A 22,803-nucleotide genomic window follows, 5' to 3' on the forward strand; every position below is an offset into this window, starting at 1 on the left:
GCGACACCGTCGCCAAGGGCGGCCGCGTGCTGTTCGTCGGCACCAAGCGTCAGGCCCAGAGAGCCGTGGCCGATGCCGCCGAAAAATCGGCGCAGTTCTATATGAACCACCGCTGGCTGGGTGGCACGCTGACCAACTGGAAGACCGTTTCCCAGTCGATCAACCGCCTGAAAGCCATTGACGAGGCGATGGCGCAGGGCGCCGAGGGGCTGACCAAGAAAGAGCGTCTCCAGCTTGAGCGCGAGCAGGCCAAGCTGCAGGCTTCGCTGGGCGGGATCCGTGAAATGGGCGGTCTGCCGGACCTGATCTTCGTCATCGACGTCAACAAGGAAGACCTGGCCATCCTGGAAGCCAAGAAGCTGGGCATCCCGGTCGTCGCCGTGGTCGATACCAACTGCTCGCCCGAGGGTGTGGATTACATCATCCCCGGCAATGACGACGCCGCCCGCGCCATCGCGCTTTACACCGATCTGGCCAGCCGCGCCGCACTTGACGGCATGTCGGCGCAGATGGGTGCCGCCGGTGTCGATCTCGGCGCGCTTGCCGAGGCCCCGGCCGAAGAACTGGCAGCGGAAGAAACCGTCGCCGCCGAATCCGACGCCTGATCGCGCGCGTCATTGAAATGTCAACGGGCGGGGCTATGTCCCGTCCGATCCCTATAGAAGGAGAGGCCAGATGGCTGTCACCGCTCAGATGGTGAAGGAACTGCGCGAATCGACCGGCGCAGGCATGATGGACGCGAAGAAGGCGCTGACCGAGACCGATGGCGACATGGAAGCCGCCGTCGACTGGCTGCGCACCAAGGGTCTGGCCAAGGCGGCCAAGAAATCGGACCGCATCGCGGCCGAGGGTCTGGTTGCCGTGGCCGTGAAGGACGGCAAGGGCGTTGCGGTCGAGGTGAACTCGGAAACCGATTTCGTCGGCAAGAACGCCGAGTTTCAGACCATGGTTCGCGGCATCGCCGAAACCGCGCTCGGCGTCGATAACGTCGATCAGCTGCGCGACGCGAAACTGAACGGCAAGCCGGTCAGCGAGGTCATCACCGATGCCGTCGCCAAGATCGGCGAGAAGATGGACCTGCGCCGCATGGCCGAGGTCAAGGGCGACAGCGTGGTCTCCTATGTCCACAACGCCGCCACTGACGGCATGGGCAAGATCGGTGTGCTGGTCGCGCTGAAGGGCTCGAACCCCGAGATCGGCAAGCAGATCGCCATGCATATCGCCGCCACCAACCCGGCCTCGCTGTCGGAAGCCGATCTGGACCCGGCGCTTGTCGAGCGCGAAAAGTCGGTCCTGACCGAGCAGGCGCGCGAATCCGGCAAGCCGGATGCGGTGATCGAGAAGATGATCGTCGGCCGGATGGCGAAGTTCTTCGAGGAAGTGACCCTGCTGGGCCAGAAATTCGTCATCAACCCCGATATCACCGTGGCCCAGGCCGCGAAGGATGCCGGTGTCGAAGTCGTCTCCTTCGTCCGCATGGGCGTCGGCGAGGGCATCGAGAAGAAGGAAGAGGATTTCGCCGCCGAGGTCGCCAAGACCCTGAGCGGGAACTGATCCCGGTCCCTGCACGAAACGCGCCGGTCCTGCGAGGGGCCGGCGTTTTTCATTGCCTGCCGCGCTTTGTGTGTGGAAAACTGCCAGTGCTAGAGCGAGACAGACATGCCATTCACCATTGCCATTGACGGACCGGCGGCCTCGGGCAAGGGGACCATTGCCCGCGCTCTGGCGCAGCGTTTCCGTTTCCATCACCTCGATACCGGGCTGCTTTACCGTGCTGTCGGTGCCAAGGGCGGCGATCCGGTGGCGGCGGCACTTGGCCTGACGGTCGAGGATCTGGCCCGCGAGGATCTGCGCAGCAGCGAGGCCGGGCAGGCGGCCAGCCGGGTCGCGGCCATCCCCGAGGTGCGCGCGGCGCTCGTCGATTATCAGCGCCGCTTTGCGCGGCAGGAGCCGGGGGCGGTGCTGGACGGTCGCGATATCGGCACCGTCATCTGCCCCGAAGCCGAGCTGAAGCTTTATGTGACGGCCTCGGACGAGGTGCGCGCCCTGCGCCGGGCCAGCGAGCTGGGCGCCGATCCGGTGGAGACGCTGGCCGCCCTGCGCGAACGCGACGCCCGCGACAGCGCCCGCGCCACCGCGCCCCTGCGCGCCGCCGAGGATGCGGTGACGCTGGATACCACCGAGATGTCGGTCACCGAGGCCGTGACCCGGTCGGTGAAGCTGGTCATCGCACGCCGTGGCGCCGGCGGGTGCTGAACCGGCGAAAACCGGCGAAAAACCGGTATTTCTTGCCGTTTCCCATGCTTGCGGGCTTGTGAGACAGGGCGATTCGGCCTATATGCGCGGCCAAGTCAATCGAATGACATGGCCAGAACAGGCCGCTACTGATCGGGTCGGGCATGTGCCACGACCCTTTGTCGTTCCGAGGGGCCTCATAAAGACCGGCGGAGCCAACCGTCAGGCCAGTATATCAACGTAAAGGAAACTGAAAGCTTATGGCTGAACGCACAAGCATGGAAGAATTCGAGGCGCTGCTGAATGAAAGCCTCGAAATCGACACGCCCGACGAAGGGTCTGTCGTCAAGGGCCGGGTTATCGCCATCGAGGCGGGCCAGGCCATCATCGATGTCGGCTACAAGATGGAAGGCCGCGTCGATCTGAAGGAATTCGCAAATCCCGGTGAAGACGCCCAACTCGCCGTCGGCGACGAGGTCGAGGTCTATCTGGACCGGGTCGAAAACGCCCGTGGCGAAGCCTCGATCTCGCGCGAGAAAGCCCGCCGCGAGGAAGCCTGGGACCGCCTGGAAAAAGCCTATGCCGCGGAAGAGCGCGTCGATGGCGCCATCTTCGGCCGCGTCAAGGGTGGCTTCACCGTCGATCTGGGCGGTGCCGTGGCCTTCCTGCCCGGCTCGCAGGTCGATGTGCGCCCGGTGCGCGATGCCGGCCCGCTGATGGGTCTCAAGCAGCCCTTCCAGATCCTGAAAATGGACCGTCGCCGTGGCAATATCGTTGTCTCGCGCCGCGCCATCCTGGAAGAAAGCCGCGCCGAGCAGCGCGCCGAAGTCATCTCGAACCTGACCGAAGGCCAGGTTGTCGACGGCGTCGTCAAGAACATCACCGAATACGGTGCCTTCGTGGATCTGGGCGGTGTCGACGGGCTTCTGCACGTCACCGACATGGCCTGGCGCCGCGTCAATCACCCGTCGGAAATCCTGACGATCGGCGAGACCGTCAAGGTTCAGGTCATCAAGATCAACCGCGACAGCCACCGCATCAGCCTCGGCATGAAGCAGCTGCAGGCCGATCCGTGGGATACCGTCGCCGACAAGTTCCCGATCGGCTCGGTCCATCAGGGCCGCGTCACCAACATCACCGATTACGGTGCCTTCGTTGAGCTGGAAGCGGGGATTGAGGGTCTGGTCCACGTCTCGGAAATGAGCTGGACCAAGAAGAACGTCCATCCCGGCAAGATCGTCTCGACCTCTCAGGAAGTCGATGTCATGGTGCTGGAAATCGACGAAGCCAAGCGCCGGGTCAGCCTGGGTCTCAAGCAGACCATGCGCAACCCGTGGGAAGTCTTCGCCGAGACCCATCCGGCCGGCACCGTCATCGAAGGCGAAGTCAAGAACATCACCGAGTTCGGTCTGTTCGTCGGCCTCGAAGGCGATATCGACGGCATGGTGCACCTCTCGGACATCTCGTGGGATGCCCGTGGCGAGGACGCCATCCAGGACTTCCGCAAGGGCGATGTGGTGAAAGCCGTCGTTCAGGAAGTCGATATCGAGAAAGAGCGTATCTCGCTGTCGATCAAGGCGCTTGAAAACGAAGCCATGGCCGAAGCCGTCGAAGGCGTGAAGCGTGGCGACGTGATCACCGTGACCGTGACCGCCATCGAAGACGGCGGGATCGAGGTGGAATATAACGGCGCCAAGTCGTTCATCCGCCGCTCGGATCTGGCCCGCGACCGTCAGGATCAGCGCCCCGAGCGTTTCGGCGTCGGCGACCATGTCGATGTGCGCGTGACCAATGTCGACGCCAAGTCGCGTCGCCTTGGCCTGTCGATCAAGGCCCGCGAGATCGCCGAAGAGAAAGAGGCCGTCGAACAGTATGGCAGCTCGGATTCGGGCGCCTCGCTGGGTGACATCCTGGGTGCCGCGCTGAAAAGCCGCGAATAAGCGCCCCTGACGCCAAGATCGACGCCCCCGGCCGCCTGGCCGGGGGCGTTTTTCATTTGCGCTTTGACCTTCTGGTAGAAAACGTGCAACCAAATGATAATTTTCGCGTTTCGACTGTGACGACAGGCGTGAAACGCAGATTCGGTCATCTAGTTCTATTCCGGGGGTGCCATGATTAGGTCCGAGCTTATCCAGAAAATCGCCGAGGAGAATCCGCATCTCGTTCAGCGCGACGTCGACCGGATCGTGTCGACCATCTTCGACGAGGTCATCGACGCGATGGCGCGCGGCGAGCGGGTGGAACTGCGCGGATTCGGCGCGTTTTCCGTGAAAAGGCGCGACGCCCGGGTGGGGCGCAACCCGCGCACCGGCGAATCCGTCCCGGTCGAGGAAAAGCATGTGCCCTTCTTCAAGACCGGCAAGCTCTTGCGTGACAGGTTGAACGGCGAGGCCTGATCTGGCACATCAGGACAGGACCAACCCGAGGTAAGTCGTCATGCGCTTCATCCGCCTTCTTTTCGTCGCTGCCCTGGCCATAGTGCTGATCGCCATCGCCCTGGCCAATCGCGGCATGGTGACCGTCCGTGCCTTTCCTGCGGGGTTCGAGCAATATCTGGGCTTCGACTGGCAGCTGAACCTGCCGCTTTTCCTGATCATCTTCCTGTCCATCGTCTTCGGCATCGTCGTCGGCTTCATCTGGGAATGGCTGCGCGAGGCGCATATCCGCAGCGAATCCTCGCGTCGCAAGTTCGAGGTCGACCGGCTGGAGCGCGAGGTCGGCTCGCTTCGCAAGCAGCATAACGCCCCGAATGACGAGGTTCTGGCGATCATCGATCAGCCGCGTGGCGCGAAGCCCGCTTCTGGCACGACCCTGCCGGCGACCCGCTAGGCCGCTGAATTGGCACAGGTCAAGATCTGCGGCCTGACCCGGCCCGAGCATGTCTCGGCTGCGGTCGGGGCCGGCGCCGCCTTTGTCGGCTTCGTCTTCTTCCCGAAATCGCCCCGCCATCTGGATATCGCGACGGCGGCCGCGCTTGCGGCAGAGGTGCCGCCGGGCATCGCCCGGGTGGGGCTGTTGGTCGAACCCGACGATACGCTGCTGGATGCGGTGCTGGCGCAAGTGCCGCTCGATCTGTTGCAGCTTCACGGTGCCGAGACCCCGGCCCGGGTCACCGAAATTCGCGCCCGCACCGGTCTGCCGGTGATGAAGGCGGTCGGCGTGGCCGATGCGACCGATCTCGATGCGCTCTGGGATTACGGGCTGGTGGCCGACATGCTTCTGGTCGATGCCAAGCCGCCGAAGGATGCCGCCTTGCCGGGGGGCAACGGGCTTTCATTCGACTGGCGGTTGCTGGTCGGGCGCAAATGGCTGGTGCCGTGGATGCTGGCCGGCGGGCTCACGCCCGATAACGTCGCCGAGGCGGTCCGCCTGACCGGGGCGCGCATCGTCGATGTCTCCTCGGGCGTGGAAAGCGCGCCGGGGCAGAAGGATACGACCCTGATCGGCGCTTTTGTCGCAGCTGCGCGCGGCGGTGTTTAGGTTGAGTTTCCTTTCGACCTGTTAACCGGGTCTCGTTTGATAACGAGACAGGTAGACTATGACCCAGTTCTTTCGCCGCTATGCGACCCCTCTCACCACCGGATTGTTTCTGGTTTCGCTGATTTCTGGCATCGCCATCTTCTTTCACGTCGGGCCGATCGGGTTTCGCCCCAAGCATGAATGGCTCAGCATGGTGCTGATCCTGCCCTTCGCGCTGCATATCTGGCGCAACTGGCGCGCCTTTACCGTCTATTTCCGTCATGCGCCGATGGCGGTGGCGCTGATCGTGTCGGTGCTGGCCGCCGGCTACTATCTGCTGCCCTCCAACGCGCCGCAGCGTGGCGGGCCGCCGCAATTCGCCATTGCCGGCCAGCTTCTGCAGGCCGCGCCCGAGGTTCTGGCCCCGGCGCTTGGCACCACGCCCGAAGCCTTGACCGAGCGTCTGGCCGCCCAGGGCGTCACCGTCGCCCCGGGCCAGTCCCTGACCGAGGCCGCGACTGCCGCAGGAAAGGAGCCTACGGCGCTTTTCGCGGCGCTGCTGCCGCCGGCCATTGCCGGCCAGTGATCGCAGCTTTCGCCTGGGTCTGAGGGCGGGTAGGGTCGGGCGGCAACCAAAGGTGATCCATGCCCGATGCCGCCCTGAGCTTTCGCCCCGCCACGCGTGAAGACGTGCCCGCTGTCCTGGCGCTTCTGGCCGATGACGTGCTGGGGCAGGGGCGCGAAAGCCCCGATCCCGCGCCCTATCATGCCGCCTTCGACGCCATGCAGGCCGAGGGCGGCAATGTTCTTTATGTCGGAGAGGCCGGGGGCCGTGTCGTTGCCACCTATCAACTGACGCTGATCTCGGGTCTGTCTTTATCTGCCGCGCGGCGGGCGCAGATCGAGGCGGTGCGCGTCGATGCCGGCCTGCGTGGGCAGGGGGCGGGGGCGGCGCTGATGGCGGATGCCGAGGCCAGGGCGCGGGCGGGCGGTGCCCGGCTGATCCAGCTGACCAGCAATGCCAGCCGCAAGGATGCGCATCGATTCTATGAAAGACTGGGCTATGCGCCCAGCCATATCGGTTTCAAGAAGCCGCTTTAGGGCCGCAGCGAGACCGCGCCGCTGGCCGAGCGGATCTGAATCTCGCGGATCCGCGACAGTTTGATGGTCGAGATCGGCAGGGCCACCGTCATCTGATCGACCTGCGGATTGGCCGCCATGCTGGCCTCGGGGCTGCCGGTCAGCGGCGGGTTGCCGACCAGCACCAGGCGCAGCACGCCGTCGAGGCCGGGGCGCAGCTGGTTTTCGGGCTGGATTTCCTCGGTCACGATTTCCAGATCCCACCAGCCCTTGACCGGGGCATAGGCCTGCACCACCAGCAGCTTGCCCTCGTTCATCGGCTGGAACCCGGCCGAGAGGATCTGCGGCACCGGCTCTCTCGGGTCGTCGGCCTGGTCCTTCCATCCGCCACGGGGTTCCAGCGTCGAGGGTGCGCGCGCGCCGCCGAACCAGCCAAACGGGTTCAGCCCGCTGTCGCTGCCGAAGCGGGAACAGCCGCTTACGGCAAGAATGGCGCCAAGGGTCAGGGCGAATGTGGCGATGCGCATGGTCTCTCCAGCCTATATCCTTGCGCCAGTGATAGGCGATCGACCGGCAAGGCGAAAGCCTCTTTGACCTTCGCCGCCACCCGCGTTAGCAGGGGCGGGCCAAGGAGGGCGAAGAATGAGCACCGAAGCCTTCGAAGAGATCGTCGAGACGTTCGAATTCCTGGATGACTGGGAGGATCGCTATCGCCACCTGATCGAGATCGGCAAGGCGATGCCGGCCATGGATGCGGCCCTGCAGACGCCGGCCAGCAAGGTCGATGGTTGCGCCAGTCAGGTCTGGATCGTGCCGAAGGTCGCGGATGGGCGCTTCGACTTCATCGGCGACAGCGATGCGCTGATCGTGCGCGGGCTGGTGGCGGTTGTCCATGCGCTGTTCGCGGGCCTGCCGGTGGCCGAGGTCGCCGGGGTCGATGCCGGTGCCGAACTGGGTCGGCTGGGGCTGGAGGAACATCTTTCGGCGCAACGCTCGAACGGGTTGCGGGCGATGGTGCAGCGCATCCGCGACCACGCGGCGGCAGCGGGTTAGAACAGCCGGAACAGGAAGACAGCGGTCATTCCGAAGCCGATGGCCGCGATCAGCGCGCGCAGCATCGGGATCGGGATGCGGCGCGCGACAGGCGCACCCGCCAGCCCGCCGAGGATGGTTCCCAAGCCCATGACCAGGGCCGGGACCCAGACGATCTTGCCGCCCGCCGCGAAGATCGCGATAGAGATCACCGACAGCGCGAAGCTGAGCCAGCATTTCAGCCCGTTCATCGCGTGCAGGTTGGTCATCCCCCACATCGAGAACAGCGCCAGCAGCACGATTCCAAGGCCGCCATTGAAGAAGCCGCCATAGATCGCGACCGGGATCATGGTTCCTGCGCCGAAGGCGGTGACGGTGCCGCGCTGGCGGGCCGCCCATTCGCGGATCTGCGCCCCCCTCAGGAAAACCAGCGTCGCGCCGAGCAGCAGGAAGGGGATCAGCACCGCGAAGGCCTTGTTCGACGAAATCAGCAGCAGGCCCGATCCGATGGCACCGCCCAGCATCGACCAGCCGGTCAGGCGCAAAAGCAGGCGGCGGTCCAACTCGGCGATATCCTTGCGAAAACCGATGGCGGCCGAGAGATAGCCCGGCATCGCCGCCACGGTCGAGGTCGCGTTGGCGGCAATCTCGGGGATGCCGGTAAAGACCAGGGCCGGGAAGGTGATGAAGGTGCCGCCGCCCGCAATCGCGTTCAGCAGCCCGCCGAGAAACCCGGCCATGAGGATTAGAATCAGGTCAGCCATGCCGGGCAAGCTGGCACGGCGGCAGGGCCGGGGGAAGCCGAAAAAATGCGCGCTTGTCGCCGGTTAACGGGATTCGGCGCGGGCGATCAGGCGCTCGATCCAGCGGGTCGCGGCGTAATTGGTGGGCAGGGCCAGAAACAGCGAGGCAATGAGTGCCGGCACCGGCGGGATATGCGGCCAGCCGAGCCATGTCGCCAGCAGGCCAAGCATGAACAGGTTGATCGAGATCGCGAGCACCACGAAGGGATAAAGCAGAAGCGCCAGCCGCCAGGATGGGCGGTTGCGCGCGTCGTCTTGCGATGTCGGGTCGGATCGGGTCATGCGCCGGATGCAGGCAGGTGGTGAATGAAAACGGGGCGCGCCCTGACAGCGCGCCCCATCCGGGATAGGCTTAGTAGATGTCGCCCATCGTGTTCTGGACGTTGAACTTGCCGGTCGGCGTGATCAGGCGCGGGTCCTTGATCACCTGCTTCAGCTCCAGCGTCGCGTCATCGACCACGACGATGGCCGATTCCTTGTCCTTGGCGTTCCAGACCGAGAACCAGACTTCGGTCCCGTCCTTGTTGAATTCACCCTGAACGACGCGCGGCTGGCCGTCCTCGATCTCGGCCCATTCGGCGATGGGCAGGATGGTGAATTCCGGGTCGACCTCGGTATCGGCCGGCAGTTTGTCGATGTCGAAGACCGCGACCTCGCCCGAAATCTCGGGATCGGGGTTCAGAGTGGCGTCGACATAGACGTGGTTCGAACCCGGATAGGTCTTGATGAACAGCGAGCCGCCGCCAAGCGCGGGGAAGCTGTCGACCAGTTTCCAGGCACTGTCGGCATGGCCTTCCGGGTCGGTCCCGAGCAGCGCCACCGAATCGTCGCCAAGGTGCGAGGTCGCCCAGACCGGCCCGAAGGTCGGGTGGGTGAAGTTGGCGCCACGGCCCGGATGCGGGGTCTCGCCGCCTGTTTCGGTCACCGCTTCCAGCGTGCCTTCCTTGGTGTCGATGACCACGACCTTGCCACGCGCATTCGCTGCGGTGATAAAGTAGCGATGCGTGCTGTCCAACCCGCCGTCATGCAGGAAGCGCTCGGCCTCGATCTCGGTGATCTTCAGGTTGGTCAGGTCGGTATAGTCGACCAGCTGGATCTTCCCGGTCTCCTTGATGTTGACGATGAATTCCGGCCGATAGTGGCTGGCCAGGATCGCCGCAACACGCGGTTCGGGGTGATAGGTCTGCTCGTCATAGACCATGCCACGGGTCGAGACGATCTTCAGCGGCTCCAGCGTGGCGCCGTCCATGATCACGTATTGCGGCGGCCAATAGGCACCGGCAATGGCGTATTTGTCTTCCCAGCCCTCGAATTTCGAGGTCTCGACCGAACGCGCCTCGGAGCCGACCTTGATCGTGGCGACGATCGAGGGGTCTTCCATCCACAGGTCGATCATGTCGACCTTGGCATCGCGACCGATGACCAGCAGGTAGCGGCCCGAAGCGGACAACCGGCTGATATGGACGGCGTAACCGGTATCCAGCACCTTCTTGATCTCGTAGGTGCCGCCGTCGATCAGGGCGACCTGACCGGCGTCGCGCAGGGTGACGCTGAACAGGTTTTCCAGATCCCAGTCGTTCATCTTCTCGGTCGGGCGGTCTTCCGGCGGGACGATGACCTTCCAGGTCTCCTGCATCTTGTCCATGCCCCATTCCGGCGGCGCGGACGGGTCCTGCATGACGTATTTCGCCATCAGCGAGACTTCATCCTCGGTCAGATCGCCCGAGGTGCCCCAGTTCGGCATCCCTGCGGGCGAGCCGTAGGTGATGAAGCTGTGCAGGTAATCGTAACCCAGTTCGCGGGTCAGATCCGGCGTCAGCGCCTTGCCGGTCGCGCCCTTGCGCAACACGCCGTGGCAGCCGGCGCAACGTTCGAAATAGATCTTGTTGGCTTCTTCGAGTTCGGCCTCCGTCAGCGTCGGAATACCCTCGGCTTCTGCTGGCGCTTGGTTGTCGTTCGCTGCGGGCGCTTCTGTCGCATTCTCCGCAGGCGCCGCTTCCTGCGCGGCGACTGCGCCGACGCCGAGGGCGAAGGCAAAGGCCGCGGAGGCAAGCAGGCCGGTCCGAACGGAGGTTGGCAAAATGTTCATGCTGGCATGTCTCCGATAGAGGTTCGCGCGCCATCCCGCCTACCAGAACCGGTCACCCCTGCCTTGACCGTTGTTAAGGACCGAAATGCCGGCGCATTCAGCCGGGCGGAATACCGTCCCGGCGCAGTTATCCTTGCAAGGTGGCTTCGGCCCAATCCTGACTGGACGAAGCGGTCTTCCGCAGCCGGGCCGGATCGGTCTTATCCCGCTGATTTCCGGTTCTTCTGCGGCGAAATGCCGCGAAGTTGACATCCGTCAAGGTTGCAACCCCTTGCAGGGTTCAATGCGGTTCTATCTGCCATTTCAACGAAGGGACCGTCGGCATGAGCGACATCATGACCAAAGGCATGGCCCGAAACGTCTTTTACGGGGGGTCGCTGTTTTTCATCGCGGTCTTTGGTGTGCTGACGGTGCATAGCCACCTTTACGCCGCCAATACCGCGATCGACAAAGAGGGACTGAACGAAAGCGTTGCCGCGGGCAAGCATGTCTGGGAAAAACACGCCTGTATCAACTGTCACACCATCCTGGGCGAGGGCGCCTATTTCGCCCCGGAACTGGGCAACGTCATGATTCGCTGGGGCGTTCAGGACGATCCGGAGGCGGCGACCGAGGCGCTCAAGACCTGGATGGACGCAATGCCCACCGGAATCGAGGGGCGCCGCCAGATGCCGCAATTCAACCTGTCCGATGAGGAATATCGCGAACTGTCCGATTTCCTGATCTGGACCAGCAAGATCAACACCCAGGGCTGGCCGCCCAACGAAGCGGGCTGAAGGGGGACCGAGAAATGAAATACAGATCTCAACGCATCGCCTTGGCCTATTTCGCGACGGCAATGGCGCTGTTCGCGGTGCAGGTCACCATGGGGCTGATCATGGGCTGGATCTATGTCAGCCCGAACTTCCTGTCGGAACTTCTGCCCTTCAACATCGCCCGGATGCTGCATTCCAACAGCCTTATCGTCTGGCTGCTTCTGGGCTTCTTCGGCTCGGCCTATTTCATCATCCCGGAAGAGGCAGAGCGTGAAATCCACTCACCCGGGCTGGCCTATCTGCAGCTCTTCATCCTGATCCTCGGCACGGCGGGCGTCGTCGTGACCTATCTGTTCGACCTGTTCCAGGGCAACTGGCTGCTGGGCAAGCAGGGGCGCGAGTTCCTCGAACAGCCGACCTGGGTCAAGATCGGCATCACCGTCGCCGCGCTGATCTTCCTTTATAATGTCAGCATGACCGTGCTGAAAGGGCGCAAGACGGCGATTTCCAACGTGCTGCTGCTGGGCCTCTGGGCGCTGGCGCTGCTCTGGCTGTTTGCCTTCTACAACCCGTCGAACCTGGTGCTCGACAAGCAATACTGGTGGTGGGTCGTCCATCTCTGGGTGGAAGGCGTGTGGGAGCTGATCATGGCGTCGATCCTGGCCTTCCTGATGCTGAAGCTGACCGGCGTCGACCGCGAAGTGGTCGAGAAATGGCTTTACGTCATCGTCGCCACGGCGCTCTTCTCGGGGATCCTCGGGACCGGGCACCATTACTACTGGATCGGTCTGCCGGCTTACTGGCAGTGGATCGGCTCGATCTTCTCCAGCTTCGAGATCATCCCGTTCTTCGCGATGATGTCCTTCGCCTTCGTCATGGTCTGGAAAGGTCGGCGCGATCATCCGAACAAGGCAGCACTTGTGTGGTCGCTCGGCTGCACGGTTCTGGCCTTCTTCGGCGCCGGGATCTGGGGCTTCCTGCATACGCTGCACGGGGTCAACTATTACAGCCACGGCACGCAGATCACCGCCGCGCATGGTCACCTTGCCTTCTACGGTGCCTATGTCTGCCTGATCCTCGCGATCGTCACCTATACGATGCCGATCCTGAGGAACCGCGATCCCTATAATCAGGTGCTCAACATGGCGAGCTTCTGGCTGATGTCGGGCGGGATGCTGTTCATGACCTTCGTGCTGACCTTCGCCGGCACCATCCAGACCCATCTGCAGCGGGTCGAGGGCGACTATTACATGGATGTCCAAGACGCACTGGCGCTGTTCTACTGGATGCGCTTCGGGGCCGGTCTGGCCGTGGTGATCGGGGCCTTCCTGTTCATCTGGGCCGTGGCCATGCCGCGTCGCGAAATGGTCGATGCCGGTCCGGTGCAGAAGCACAAGGACGCTCATGTCGAGCCTGCGGAGTAGAGCATGAACGCGATCACAACCAAGATGAAAGAGGAGGGGGCGGCTGACGCCCCCTTCTACCTGCCGCAGGCCGACGAGGTCGCGGTCTTCGAGGCCGCGGCCCAGGCCGATCTGCCAGTGCTGCTGAAAGGCCCGACCGGTTGCGGCAAGACGCGCTTTGTCAGCTACATGGCCGAAAAACTGGGCCGCAAGCTTTATACCGTCGCCTGTCATGACGATCTGTCGGCCGCCGACCTGATCGGGCGTTACCTGCTGAAGGGCGGCGAGACGGTCTGGGTCGACGGTCCGTTGACGCGGGCGGTGCGCGAGGGCGCGATCTGCTATCTCGACGAGGTGGTCGAGGCGCGCAAGGACGTGACCGTCGTGCTGCACCCGCTGACCGACGACCGCCGCATCCTGCCCATCGACCGCACCGGCGAGGAGCTGGAGGCGGCACCGGGCTTCATGCTGGTGGCCAGCTATAACCCCGGTTACCAGAATATCCTGAAGACGCTGAAACCCTCGACCCGGCAGCGTTTCGTGGCGATGGAATTCGACTTCCCGCCGCCCGCGCGCGAGGTCGAGATCGTCACCCGCGAATCCGGCCTCGACGCGGATCGCGCCGCCGGGCTGGTCCGTCTGGCCGGCAAGCTGCGCGGGCTCAAGGGCCAGGATCTGGAGGAAGGCGTTTCGACCCGGCTGGTGGTCTATGCCGCGACCCTGATCGCGGCGGGAATGCCGGTCAACCGCGCCATCGACGCCGCCATGATCGAGCCGCTGAGCGACGATCCCGATGTCAAGCGCGGCCTGCGCGATCTGGTCGTGGCCGTTTTCGGCTGAATGCGGACCTGCCCCGGGGCGCCCTGCGCGCGGCCCCGGCGGCAGAAGGAAAGGACCGGCCATGGCGACGGAATGGCGCGAGATCGAACCGTGGGAGCCCGAGGAATCGGTCGGAAAGCTGTGGCACGCCTTTGCCAGCCGGCTGGACGCCCCCAGCGAATACCCTGAAGCGCGGGTGGCGCTGAACGAGGTCTCAGGCCGCATTCAGGTGCTGTTCCGGGGCCTTGGCGGCAGCCCTTCGGTGGAATTGCGTCCGGCCGCGAAACGGGTCAGCCAGCACCGCATCGGCTGGCGCCGCAAGCTCGGCACCGATGCCGAGGCGCTGCCCCGCGCCAGCTTCGACGGCGAGGCCCTGCGCCTGCCCGAGACGCTGGCCATCTTTCCCCGCCGCGATGCCAATGAGGCGCTTTATCTCTGGCTTGCGGCCTCGGCTGCCCATGCGCCGCCGACCGCGGCCGAGGACGACCCCCTGCGCGCCGATCTGGCCCGTCTGCAGGCGGCGCGGCAGATGGTGGCGGCGACGCTGGACGACGCGCCGGGGCTGAAACGGCTTTATGCCGGGCTGGCGGCGGCGGTGCTGGCGCAGCGCCCGGTGGCCCGCCTGCGCGGCGACGAAGCGGCGGTCGAGGAACTGGTCCGCCAGCAACTGGGCGATGGTGCATCCCTGTCGGAACGGGCGCAGGCGCTTCTGCAGGCGCTGGATCGCGGTTTCGACGACCTGCGCGCGCCGCGCGATTACAAGCCCTTCCGCCCGGTGGTGATCTGGCCCGAGATCGAGCCGGTGGCGAAATCCGTGGGTCAGGTGGCACTTGCGCCCGATACCAAAGGCGCGCCACAGGATGCGCCGCTGGCGCCAAAAGTGATCCGCGCCCGCCGGCGCGAGACCGATCAGGCGCGGCGCAATGACAGCCTGATCCTGCACCGTTTCGAGGCCTTGCTGAGCTGGGCCGAGTTCCTGAACCTCAACCGCATGGTCGAGGATGACGACGAGGACGATGCCAAGAAGGCCGCCGACGATCAGGAAGAACTGGGTCTCGGCCAGATCAGCAAGGCCCCGGCGACGCGGCTGAAACTGCATCTCGACCTCGCCCCCGAGGATGCCGACCGCGAGGCTTTGGCCGGCGCGTTCACCTATCCCGAATGGGATGCGCGGCGCGGCAGCTATATGGCCGATCATGTCCGCGTGCTGGCCACGAGGGCCGAGGAGGCCGAGGCGCTTCCCCTGCAGGACGATCCTGCCGCGCGCGCCCGCATCCGCGCCGTGCGCCGCCAGTTCGAGGCGCTGCGCCCGGGCCGGCTGGTCACCACCGGCCATCGCGATGGCGAGGATCTGGACGACGATCTCGCGGTGCGTTCGCGCGTCGAGATCCGGGCGACCGGGCAGGGCACCGACCGGATCTGGCGCCAGTCGCGGCCGGTGGCGCGCAATCTCGCGGTCTCGATCCTGCTCGACGTGTCGCGCTCGACCGAAAGTGCTGTGACCGGCCGGGCGGTGATCGACATCGAACGCGAGGCGCTGACCGCGCTTGCCTGGGGGCTGGATGCCTGCGGCGACGATTTCGCCATTCAGGCCTTTTCCTCGCTGCGGCGCGACCGGGTCTTCGTCAGCGACTGCAAGGATTTCGACGAGCCGATGGGGGCTGCGGTCGAACGCCGGCTGGCCTCGCTGAAGCCGCAATTCTATACCCGGCTCGGTGCCGGTATCCGCCATGCCTCGGCCGGGCTGGCGCGGCAGGCGCGCAAGCGGCGGCTGCTGCTGATCATCACCGACGGCAAGCCCAACGATCTGGATCATTACGAGGGCCGCCACGGGATCGAGGACAGCGCGCGGGCCGTGCGCGAGGCCCGCCGGGCCGGGCAGGCGGTCTTCGGCATCACCGTGGACCGCGACGGCAAAAGCTGGTTCCCGCGCATCTTCGGGCAGGGCGGTTATGCGCTGATCCCGGAACCCGACAAGCTGACCCATGCCCTGCCGCAGATCTATCGCCAGCTGGTCGGATCATGAGCGGGCAGAACCCCATCCTGCGCCAGTTCCCGGGCGAGCTGATCATGTGGGTGCTGATCATCAGCGAACTGGCGGTGTTCTGCGTCTGCCTGCTGGTCTTTCTGGCGCTGCGCCTGACCGATCCGGCGCTGTTCCAGCAATCGCAGGACCAGCTTCACCGCGCGGCGGCGGGGATCAATACGGTGGTGCTGGTGACCTCGGGCTATCTGGCCGCGCTTGCGGTGGCCGATATCCGCAATGGGCTGGCGGGGCGCGCGCGCCGGCTGATGCTGTCAGCCGCCGGGCTGGGCGTGGTCTTTCTGGCGCTGAAATCGGTCGAATATGGCGATGCCTTCGGCAAGGGCATCGGGCTGGAGACGAACAGCTTCTTCACCTTCTATTTCCTGCTGACCGGTTTTCACGCCGCCCATGTCATCGCCGGGATCGTCATCCTGCTGATCGTCTCGGTCCGGCCGAAGCCGGCGGGCGTCGAGGTCGGTGCGCAGTTCTGGCACATGGTCGATCTGGTCTGGGTGCTGCTTTTTCCGATCATCTACCTGCTGCAATGAGGGACGGGGCGATGCTGACACGCGCATGGATCTGGCTGATGGCGCTGAGCCTTGGGGCCACGGTGCTGGCGCTGTCGCAACACGCGCTGCCGCCCGTCGCGGCAAAGCCGGTCGGGCTGGCGATCCTGCTGATCTCGGGGCTGAAGGCCGCGATCATCCTGTCGGATTATCTGGAACTGCGCACCGCCCCGGCGATCCGGCGCGGCTTTCGCGCCGGGCTGGTCTTCTTCCTGCTGGCGGCGGCGGGGCTTTATCTGGCGGGCTGAGCGGTTCAGCGCATCCAGGGCTGGCCCTTGTCCTGCTGGGCGATCTCGCGCAGGCGATCCAGATCGTCGATCTGGGCATAGTAGCCGTCGATCCGGACCCCGAATTCGCGCAGCCTTGCGAAGGCCCGCGACAGGCTTTCCGGTTGCAGGCCAAGCTGGCCGGCGATCAGGGTCTTGTTATAGGGCAGGGTCAGCTTGGTCGTCGTATCTGACGGCCCGACATCCTCGCCGGCGGCCAGCTCTATCAGGAATTCCGCCAGACGCTGCACGCCCGAGCGCGCCTTCAACTGTTCGATCTGCTCGACGAGACCCTGCAGGTGCACATAGCTGGAGGTGAGCAGGTTCAGGCCCAGATTCGGATCTTCGAGAATCTGCCGGCGCAGGCGCGCGCCGTCGATCTGCAGAAGGCTGGTATCCGCGATGGCCGCAGCCGAGACCGGGTAGGAACCCTTGCGAAGTGCCACCGCCTCGCCGAAGCTGCGGCTTTCGCCGAGGATCGTCACCACGGCCTCGGCCCCGCCGGGAGAGATTCGGAACAGTTTTACCGCGCCCTGAATGACCATGAAGATTGCGGTCGCCGGCTCTCCCTGCAGGAAGATCGTCTCGCCATTGCTGTATTCGCGCCGGGTGGCGCAATCCATCATCCGATCCAGCGCGTCCTTCGGCAGACGGCCAAGAAGCGTCGAGGATTGCGCAGCAGCGGCGATTTCGGGGGTCATGGGAATGTCCGGGAGTGTGATCACGCGTTGCCCACATACTAGTCATTTATCTTCCATTGGCAATGCGCGGGGGCGCCGATGATACGGCCGCCCCGGTGCCATCGGGTGATTTCTGATGATGCAGAGCGTTTCGGGGGCTGCTATGTAAATGCAGGTTTTGCGCCGCCGCCGGCTTTTACCATCCAACGGGGCGCGAGAGGGAGATTACGCAGGGCCGCAATCCCGGCCTGCGTCAATGGAAGGGAAAATCGCCATGGCCGCGCAAAGCAGTACCGCAATCACCGTCGAGAAATCGGCCAATCCCGTGCCCGCCGCCGAGCGCGCGGCGATGCTGGCCAATCCCGGATTCGGGAAATACCTGACCGATCACATGGTGACGATCCGCTATTCCGCCGAAAAGGGCTGGCATGACGCGAAGATCGGGCCGCGACATGATCTCAGCTTCAACCCCTCGACCATGGTGCTGCATTATGCCGGAGAAATCTTCGAGGGCATGAAGACCTATCGCTATCCCGATGGCGGTGCTGGTCTGTTCCGGCCCTTCGCCAATGCGCGGCGCTTCAACAATTCCGCCGCCCGACTGGCCATGGCCCAGATCCCCGAGGATCTTTTCGTCGAGACCGTGCGCGAACTGGCCCGGATCGACAGCGACTGGATTCCGTCCGAGGGCGAAGGCTCGCTTTACATGCGCCCCTTCATGATCGGAACCGAGATCGCCATCGGCAACCATCCGTCGGACAGCTTCCTTTATGCGGTCATCGCCTCGCCGGTCGGGTCCTATTTCAAGGGCGGCGTCGCGGGCGTTTCGGTCTGGGTGTCGGAAGACTTCACCCGCGCCGCACCGGGCGGCACCGGGGCCGCGAAATGCGGCGGCAATTACGCGGCGGCGCTGGCAGCGCAGGCCGAGGCCGCGCGGCAGGGCTGCGAGCAGGTGGTCTTCCTCGACGCGGTCGAACGCCGCTGGATCGAGGAACTGGCCGGCATGAACGTCTTCTTCGTCTTCGAGGATGGCAGCCTGCAGACCCCGCCGCTGACCGGGACGATCCTGCCCGGCGTGACCCGGGATTCGCTGATCCAGCTGGCCCGCGACAAGGGCATGACCGTGCGCGAGGCCCCCTATGCCATCGACGAATGGCGCCGCGATCTCGCCTCGGGCAAGCTGGTCGAGGTCTTTGCCTGCGGCACGGCGGCCGTCGTCGCCCCGATCTCGCAGATCAAGGGGCAGGGCTTCGATCTGAAGATCGGCGATGGCGGCATGGGGCCGGTCACCGCCGATCTGCGCAAGTCGCTGACCGATATCCAGTTCGGCCGCGCCGCAGACCCGCATGGCTGGACCGACCGTATTCTGTAAGGCCTTATACTGTGAGGCCTGACCTTCCTGACAGTGCCGGGCGCTTTGGCGTCCGGCTTTTTCATCTTTGCGGCCCTTCCTTGCCATAGCTTTCACTTATTTGTTTGCCTGCGCATTTCAATCGCAAGACCTAGGGATGGCGCTATAATGCGCTGCGGATCGGCCCTTGGCCGAAATAACCAGAACCGGGAGGAAACTTATGTTCATCAAGACCTTGACCACCGCTGCCGCGGCCCTCGTCCTCGGCGCGCCGCTTGCCGTTGCGGAAGAACTGAAGCTTGCCGATTTTCAGCCGCCGACCCATTTCGTCGTCGAGACCGTCTATAACCCCTTCGCCGAAGCGGTGTCGGCGGGCACCAATGGCGAGGTCACGATCCGCCAATATATGGGCGGCGAACTCGGGCCGGGGCCGGCGGATCAATACAGCCGCGTCGTCGACGGGCTGGCCGATATCGCCTTCAGCCTGCCGGGCTATACTGCCTCGACCTTCCCGAAGACGCTGTTGACGGAATTGCCGGGCGTGATCTCGGCCGATACCGGGACCGAGAAGATCGTCGCCCATACCGATATGCTGGCCGACGAATACAAGCGCGTGGTCCTGCTGGGCCTGTGGAACAATGCCCCGAACCTGCTGCTGATGGGCAAGACCCCGGTTCGCACGCTGGAGGATCTGAAGGGCAAGAAGATCCGCGTCCCCTCGCGCAATGCCGGGCTTGTGGTCGAGGCCTGGGGCGGCTCGCCCGTCTCGATGCCCGCGCCCGAGGTCTATAACGCCATGCAGACCGGGGTTCTGGACGGCGCCATGATCGACGCGACGGCGCTGAATGCGTTCAAGCTGGCCGAGGTCACCGGCTCGGTGACGCAGGGGATGGAAACCTCGATTTCCGATTTCTTCCTGATCATGAACCGCGACAGCTTCCGCGATCTGAGCGAGGAACATCAGCAGGTGGTTCTGGAAGCCGGCAAGCAGGCGGCGCTGAACGGCTCTGCCGCCTGGAACGGGGTTGCCACCACCGCGCTGGAAGAATTCGCCGCGACCGCCGGCAAGGAGGTCATCACGCTTTCGCCCGAGGAGGCGCAGAAATTCAACGACCTGTCCGCCCCGGTCGTCGCCAAGGTGATCGAGGAAGCCGATGCCGAAGGGCTGGAAGCCACTGCCTTCGTCGAGGCGCTGAAGCAGTAATCCACCTTCCGAAAATGCGAACGGCCCGCCGTCACAGGCGGGCCGTTCTGCTTTGTTGCTGGCATCAGTCCTGCGGCAGCAGGAAGCCGGCGAAGAAATCGCTCAGCGCCCGATGCGCGTCGATGGGCAGGACATGGGCGACATACTGGTCGGGCCGGACGATGACGATGGCACCCTTCTGGCGGTCGATGCCGCGCAGATTGAAGATGTCGCGGCCCGTCTTCAGGTCCGGGCAGAACATCTTCTCGTAATCGACCAGCCCCAGCTTGCCCTTCTTCGGCAGAAGCAGCGCCGGCATCCTGTCGATGCTGAGTTCGCGATAGGGCTGCTGGAACACGGCGCGCAGGTCGATCACGCTGTCCAGATTCGCCCCCGGCGCGGTGAAGCGGCGCATGGGCGAGGCATCGCTGTCCAGAAAGTCGCAGAGCCTGCGGATGGCAGAGCCTTCGGCCATCGGATCCTCGTCGGGGGTGAACGCGAACAGGTGCCAGCGGGCATCGGCCAGCACCGTATGGCCAAGCTCCATCGGCTTGGCATCGGCCAGCCGGATCACCGGGGCGGAATGAAAGCGGCTGCCGATCTCGAACCCCTTGGCCAGATCCTGATGATCCGCCGTGCCGGTCAGGGCCGAAGGCGTATAGGTCACCGACATCCCCGCCGTGTAGCGGCCATGGGTGATGAAATAGTTCTGGAATTTCGGCGTTTCGCTGTCGTCGCTGGCGGCATCAGGCCGCTCGCTCATGATCCGCGACCATTCGCGGTCGAAATTGATCAGGTCCTCCGCCACCGCCTGCCGTTCGGCGGAATAGCTGCTGAGCAGGTCGGGCGCGGATTGCCCGCGCAGCACCAAAGCGAGTTTCCAGCCAAGGTTGAAGGCATCGCCCATCGACACGTTCATCCCCTGTCCGGCTTTCGGGCTGTGGGTGTGGCAGGCATCGCCGCAGATGAAGACATGGGGCAGGCGGTCCTCGCCCTCGGCCACATCGTCGAACTTGTCGGTCAGGCGCTGCCCGATCTCGTAGACCGACCACCAGGCGGTTTCCCTGACCTCGAAACGATAGGGACGGAAGATCCGCTGCGCCGCCGCGATCAGCTGATCCATCTGGATATTGCGATTGGCCACGCGCTCATCCCGGTCGAGCTTGTCGAGTTCGATATAAAGCCGGGTCAGATAGCCGCCTTCGCGCGGGATGATGATGATATTGCCTTCCTTCGCCGACTGGATCAGCGTCTTGCAGCGGATATCGGGGAAATCCGTCTCGCAAAGCACATCCATCACCCCCCAGGCCTGATTGGCGCTGTCGCCGACCAGTTGCCGACCGATGGCGCGGCGGACATTGCTGCGCGCGCCGTCGCAGCCGACGACATATTTCGCCCGCAGCTTAACGGTCTGGCCCTCATGCTCGGGATCGCTGCGTTCCAGCGTGACATCCACGGGATATTCGGCACCGGGCTGGACGGTCAGCTCGGCCAGTTGCAGCGAATAATCCGGTTCCAGCCGCGAGGGCGAGTTGCGCATCATCTCCAGATACATGTCATGCACGCGGGCCTGATTGAGGATGACATGCGGCATTTCCGACAGCCCGTCCTCGACATCCTGAATGCGGCCATTGCGGGTGAGATGTTCGGGCCGCTTCGGATCGGGCTTCCAGAAGGTGGTCTCATTGACCCAATAGCCCTGCTTCAGCACCTTCTCGGCAAAGCCGAAGGCGTTGAACATCTCCATCGAGCGGCAGGAAATGCCGTCGGCCTGACCCTTTTCCATCGGGCCGGGGCGGCGCTCAACGATGCGGGTGGTGATCTCGGGAAAGGCTGACAGTTGTGCGGCCAGCGTCAACCCGGCCGGGCCGCAGCCGACGATCAGCACGTCGACCTGCTCGGGCATCTCGGTGCCAAGCGGCCGGCCGGGGGCTGCGTCCGAGATTTCCGGGTCGCCGGGGCGAAAGCCGTCAGAGTGATATTGCATCGTTGTTTCCTCCTATCGCGTCAATATGTAAGTGGACTTACTATATTACGGTCCGATTCGGCAATAAAAAGTATGTGCAGATACTAATTTTACGCTATTCTGATCGAAGTGATGGTCGGGCGGCTTGGAGAGGGCGAGGAAAACATGAGCGATACGAATGGCTTGCCGGTCAGCCTGCAGATGCCGGGCCATCTGGTCCGGCGGCTGCATCAACTCTCAACCCAGCTTTTCACGCAGCGAGTCCAGCAGACGGGATCGGACCTGACCCCGATCCAGTTCGCCGCACTCGACGCGCTTCGCGCCATGGACGGGATCGATCAGGCCGGCCTAGCCGCTGCCATCGCCAAGGACCGCGCCACCATTGGCGCGGTGGTTGACCGGCTGGAACAGAAGGGCCTGATCGCACGCAGGCCAAGCCCGCGCGACAAGCGCGCCAAGGTCCTGTCGCTGACCGAGCAGGGCCAGGCGGTGCTTGCAGAACTGGTCCCCGTCGTCGACGCGTTGCAGCGCGACAGCCTGCCGGGGCTTTCGGACGCAGAGTATCGCCAGTTCCTCGCGCTCGCGACGAAGGCGGTGGCGGCGGCAGAGCGGGAATAGGTTGATCGCCGCTCCCTTGACTGCGGCGATCGAGTTCACGGGTTTCGCAGGCGGCACCCCATCGCCCTTTGTGCTGCCGCGGTGCGGGGCAGGGGGCAATATTCGTGCCGCCTTGTGCGTCCTGGTGCGGTGGGTTGCCGGGCGATTCCGCCAGAAGTGCCGCCTGATTCTGGAAGAGAATCGCGGTATCGGTGACAACGCAGGTAGGAACGCCGCCGGGCTGTTATAAAAAACACCGTTATTTCAGTATATTATAAGTTTTTTGAGTTTTTCGTCGATTTCCTGCTTGCGGGTCCCGGCGGCCCGCCCTAAATACCGCTTCACCGAACGGCGGCGACGCGGTTCGGGACACTTCGGAACCGGCGGCTGGAAGAAGCGCTAAGCGATTGGCGCCTCAAGGCTGTTTTGTTCTGAAGTCTGCTATTTGACATTGTTGCGTATACTTGAAGAGATATGCGGGCGGTTTGGTCTT

25 protein-coding genes are annotated in these 22,803 nt (G+C 64.3%); 19 read left to right on the plus strand and 6 right to left on the minus strand.

Going from position 1 to position 22,803, the window contains the following annotated elements; all coding sequences use genetic code 11:
* The 9 genes from rpsB to Q0330_RS14845 all read left to right on the plus strand — a co-directional run.
* The coding region (gene rpsB / locus Q0330_RS14805; RefSeq protein WP_299481024.1) for a 30S ribosomal protein S2 at positions 1-605 on the plus strand (605 nt) is incomplete at its 5' end.
* Positions 606-675: 70 nt separating this feature from the next.
* Positions 676-1,554, plus strand: coding sequence for a translation elongation factor Ts (tsf, locus tag Q0330_RS14810; RefSeq protein ID WP_299481026.1), 879 nt, complete (start codon positions 676-678; stop codon positions 1,552-1,554).
* 105 nt (positions 1,555-1,659) lie between these two features.
* Entirely contained in the window at positions 1,660-2,256 is a 597-nt protein-coding gene (locus tag Q0330_RS14815; protein ID WP_299481029.1) for a d(CMP) kinase, read from the plus strand.
* A 239-nt stretch (positions 2,257-2,495) separates the two neighbouring features.
* Entirely contained in the window at positions 2,496-4,175 is a 1,680-nt protein-coding gene (gene rpsA / locus Q0330_RS14820) for a 30S ribosomal protein S1 (RefSeq protein ID WP_299481032.1), read from the plus strand.
* Between the two features lie 171 nt (positions 4,176-4,346).
* Positions 4,347-4,631 (plus strand): integration host factor subunit beta, encoded by a 285-nt coding sequence (gene ihfB, locus Q0330_RS14825; RefSeq protein WP_299481035.1) that lies wholly within the window; start codon positions 4,347-4,349, stop codon positions 4,629-4,631.
* 40 nt (positions 4,632-4,671) lie between these two features.
* Positions 4,672-5,064, plus strand: a complete 393-nt coding sequence (locus tag Q0330_RS14830) for a lipopolysaccharide assembly LapA domain-containing protein (RefSeq protein ID WP_299481038.1) — start codon at positions 4,672-4,674, stop codon at positions 5,062-5,064.
* A 9-nt stretch (positions 5,065-5,073) separates the two neighbouring features.
* A complete protein-coding gene (locus tag Q0330_RS14835) occupies positions 5,074-5,715 on the plus strand; it encodes a phosphoribosylanthranilate isomerase (RefSeq protein ID WP_299481041.1) in 642 nt (213 codons plus the stop codon).
* Between the two features lie 58 nt (positions 5,716-5,773).
* Positions 5,774-6,280, plus strand: a complete 507-nt coding sequence (locus Q0330_RS14840) for a DUF4405 domain-containing protein (RefSeq protein WP_299481044.1) — start codon at positions 5,774-5,776, stop codon at positions 6,278-6,280.
* Between the two features lie 59 nt (positions 6,281-6,339).
* Positions 6,340-6,795: a GNAT family N-acetyltransferase gene (locus Q0330_RS14845; protein WP_299481047.1), complete on the plus strand. Its 456-nt coding sequence runs from the start codon at positions 6,340-6,342 to the stop codon at positions 6,793-6,795.
* On the opposite strand, the gene Q0330_RS14850 is transcribed toward Q0330_RS14845, so the two are convergent.
* Positions 6,792-7,301, minus strand: coding sequence for a hypothetical protein (locus Q0330_RS14850; RefSeq protein ID WP_299481051.1), 510 nt, complete (start codon positions 7,299-7,301; stop codon positions 6,792-6,794). The two genes, Q0330_RS14845 and Q0330_RS14850, sit on opposite strands and share 4 nt — an antisense overlap.
* Positions 7,302-7,416: 115 nt before the next feature.
* Between Q0330_RS14850 and Q0330_RS14855 the strand changes: the two genes are divergently transcribed.
* Positions 7,417-7,827, plus strand: coding sequence for a SufE family protein (locus tag Q0330_RS14855; RefSeq protein ID WP_299481054.1), 411 nt, complete (start codon positions 7,417-7,419; stop codon positions 7,825-7,827).
* On the opposite strand, the gene Q0330_RS14860 is transcribed toward Q0330_RS14855, so the two are convergent.
* The 3 genes from Q0330_RS14860 to Q0330_RS14870 all read right to left on the minus strand — a co-directional run bounded on the left by Q0330_RS14860 (position 7,824) and on the right by Q0330_RS14870 (position 10,698).
* Positions 7,824-8,570: a sulfite exporter TauE/SafE family protein gene (locus Q0330_RS14860; RefSeq protein WP_299481057.1), complete on the minus strand. Its 747-nt coding sequence runs from the start codon at positions 8,568-8,570 to the stop codon at positions 7,824-7,826. The two genes, Q0330_RS14855 and Q0330_RS14860, sit on opposite strands and share 4 nt — an antisense overlap.
* A 63-nt stretch (positions 8,571-8,633) precedes the next feature.
* A complete protein-coding gene (locus Q0330_RS14865) occupies positions 8,634-8,891 on the minus strand; it encodes a hypothetical protein (RefSeq protein ID WP_299481060.1) in 258 nt (85 codons plus the stop codon).
* A 70-nt stretch (positions 8,892-8,961) separates the two neighbouring features.
* Positions 8,962-10,698: a nitrite reductase gene (locus tag Q0330_RS14870; RefSeq protein ID WP_299481063.1), complete on the minus strand. Its 1,737-nt coding sequence runs from the start codon at positions 10,696-10,698 to the stop codon at positions 8,962-8,964.
* A gap of 323 nt (positions 10,699-11,021) precedes the next feature.
* Between Q0330_RS14870 and Q0330_RS14875 the strand changes: the two genes are divergently transcribed.
* The 6 genes from Q0330_RS14875 (at position 11,022) to Q0330_RS14900 (ending at position 16,515) form a co-directional block, all read left to right on the plus strand.
* Entirely contained in the window at positions 11,022-11,474 is a 453-nt protein-coding gene (locus Q0330_RS14875; protein ID WP_299481066.1) for a cytochrome c, read from the plus strand.
* 14 nt (positions 11,475-11,488) lie between these two features.
* Positions 11,489-12,877: a cbb3-type cytochrome c oxidase subunit I gene (locus Q0330_RS14880; protein ID WP_299481069.1), complete on the plus strand. Its 1,389-nt coding sequence runs from the start codon at positions 11,489-11,491 to the stop codon at positions 12,875-12,877.
* A 3-nt stretch (positions 12,878-12,880) separates the two neighbouring features.
* On the plus strand, positions 12,881-13,696 hold the full coding sequence (locus Q0330_RS14885; protein ID WP_299481072.1) for a CbbQ/NirQ/NorQ/GpvN family protein: 816 nt from the start codon (positions 12,881-12,883) through the stop codon (positions 13,694-13,696).
* Between the two features lie 61 nt (positions 13,697-13,757).
* Complete coding sequence (locus Q0330_RS14890) at positions 13,758-15,701, plus strand: nitric oxide reductase D protein (RefSeq protein ID WP_299481075.1); 1,944 nt, start codon at positions 13,758-13,760, stop codon at positions 15,699-15,701.
* Positions 15,698-16,249 carry a cytochrome c oxidase subunit 3 gene (locus Q0330_RS14895; protein ID WP_299481078.1) on the plus strand — a complete coding sequence of 184 codons (552 nt, stop codon included), beginning with the start codon at positions 15,698-15,700 and terminating at the stop codon, positions 16,247-16,249. Before Q0330_RS14890 ends, Q0330_RS14895 begins: the two co-directional genes overlap by 4 nt.
* A gap of 11 nt (positions 16,250-16,260) precedes the next feature.
* A complete protein-coding gene (locus Q0330_RS14900) occupies positions 16,261-16,515 on the plus strand; it encodes a cytochrome C oxidase subunit IV family protein (RefSeq protein WP_299481081.1) in 255 nt (84 codons plus the stop codon).
* Between the two features lie 5 nt (positions 16,516-16,520).
* Here the strand turns inward: Q0330_RS14900 and Q0330_RS14905 are convergent, their stop codons facing one another.
* Positions 16,521-17,234 (minus strand): Crp/Fnr family transcriptional regulator, encoded by a 714-nt coding sequence (locus Q0330_RS14905; protein WP_299481084.1) that lies wholly within the window; start codon positions 17,232-17,234, stop codon positions 16,521-16,523.
* A gap of 253 nt (positions 17,235-17,487) precedes the next feature.
* Here Q0330_RS14905 and Q0330_RS14910 point away from each other — a divergent pair, with 253 nt between their 5' ends.
* Positions 17,488-18,585 (plus strand): branched-chain amino acid aminotransferase, encoded by a 1,098-nt coding sequence (locus Q0330_RS14910; RefSeq protein WP_299481087.1) that lies wholly within the window; start codon positions 17,488-17,490, stop codon positions 18,583-18,585.
* Between the two features lie 199 nt (positions 18,586-18,784).
* Positions 18,785-19,768 carry a TRAP transporter substrate-binding protein gene (locus Q0330_RS14915; protein WP_299481090.1) on the plus strand — a complete coding sequence of 328 codons (984 nt, stop codon included), beginning with the start codon at positions 18,785-18,787 and terminating at the stop codon, positions 19,766-19,768.
* Positions 19,769-19,832: 64 nt separating this feature from the next.
* On the opposite strand, the gene Q0330_RS14920 is transcribed toward Q0330_RS14915, so the two are convergent.
* Positions 19,833-21,734 carry an FAD-binding monooxygenase gene (locus Q0330_RS14920; RefSeq protein WP_299481092.1) on the minus strand — a complete coding sequence of 634 codons (1,902 nt, stop codon included), beginning with the start codon at positions 21,732-21,734 and terminating at the stop codon, positions 19,833-19,835.
* A gap of 144 nt (positions 21,735-21,878) precedes the next feature.
* Between Q0330_RS14920 and Q0330_RS14925 the strand changes: the two genes are divergently transcribed.
* A complete protein-coding gene (locus Q0330_RS14925; RefSeq protein ID WP_299481095.1) occupies positions 21,879-22,331 on the plus strand; it encodes a MarR family transcriptional regulator in 453 nt (150 codons plus the stop codon).
* Positions 22,332-22,803: the final 472 nt, after the last annotated feature.

Source organism: uncultured Paracoccus sp. (assembly GCF_937873615.1).
GTDB lineage: Bacteria > Pseudomonadota > Alphaproteobacteria > Rhodobacterales > Rhodobacteraceae > Paracoccus.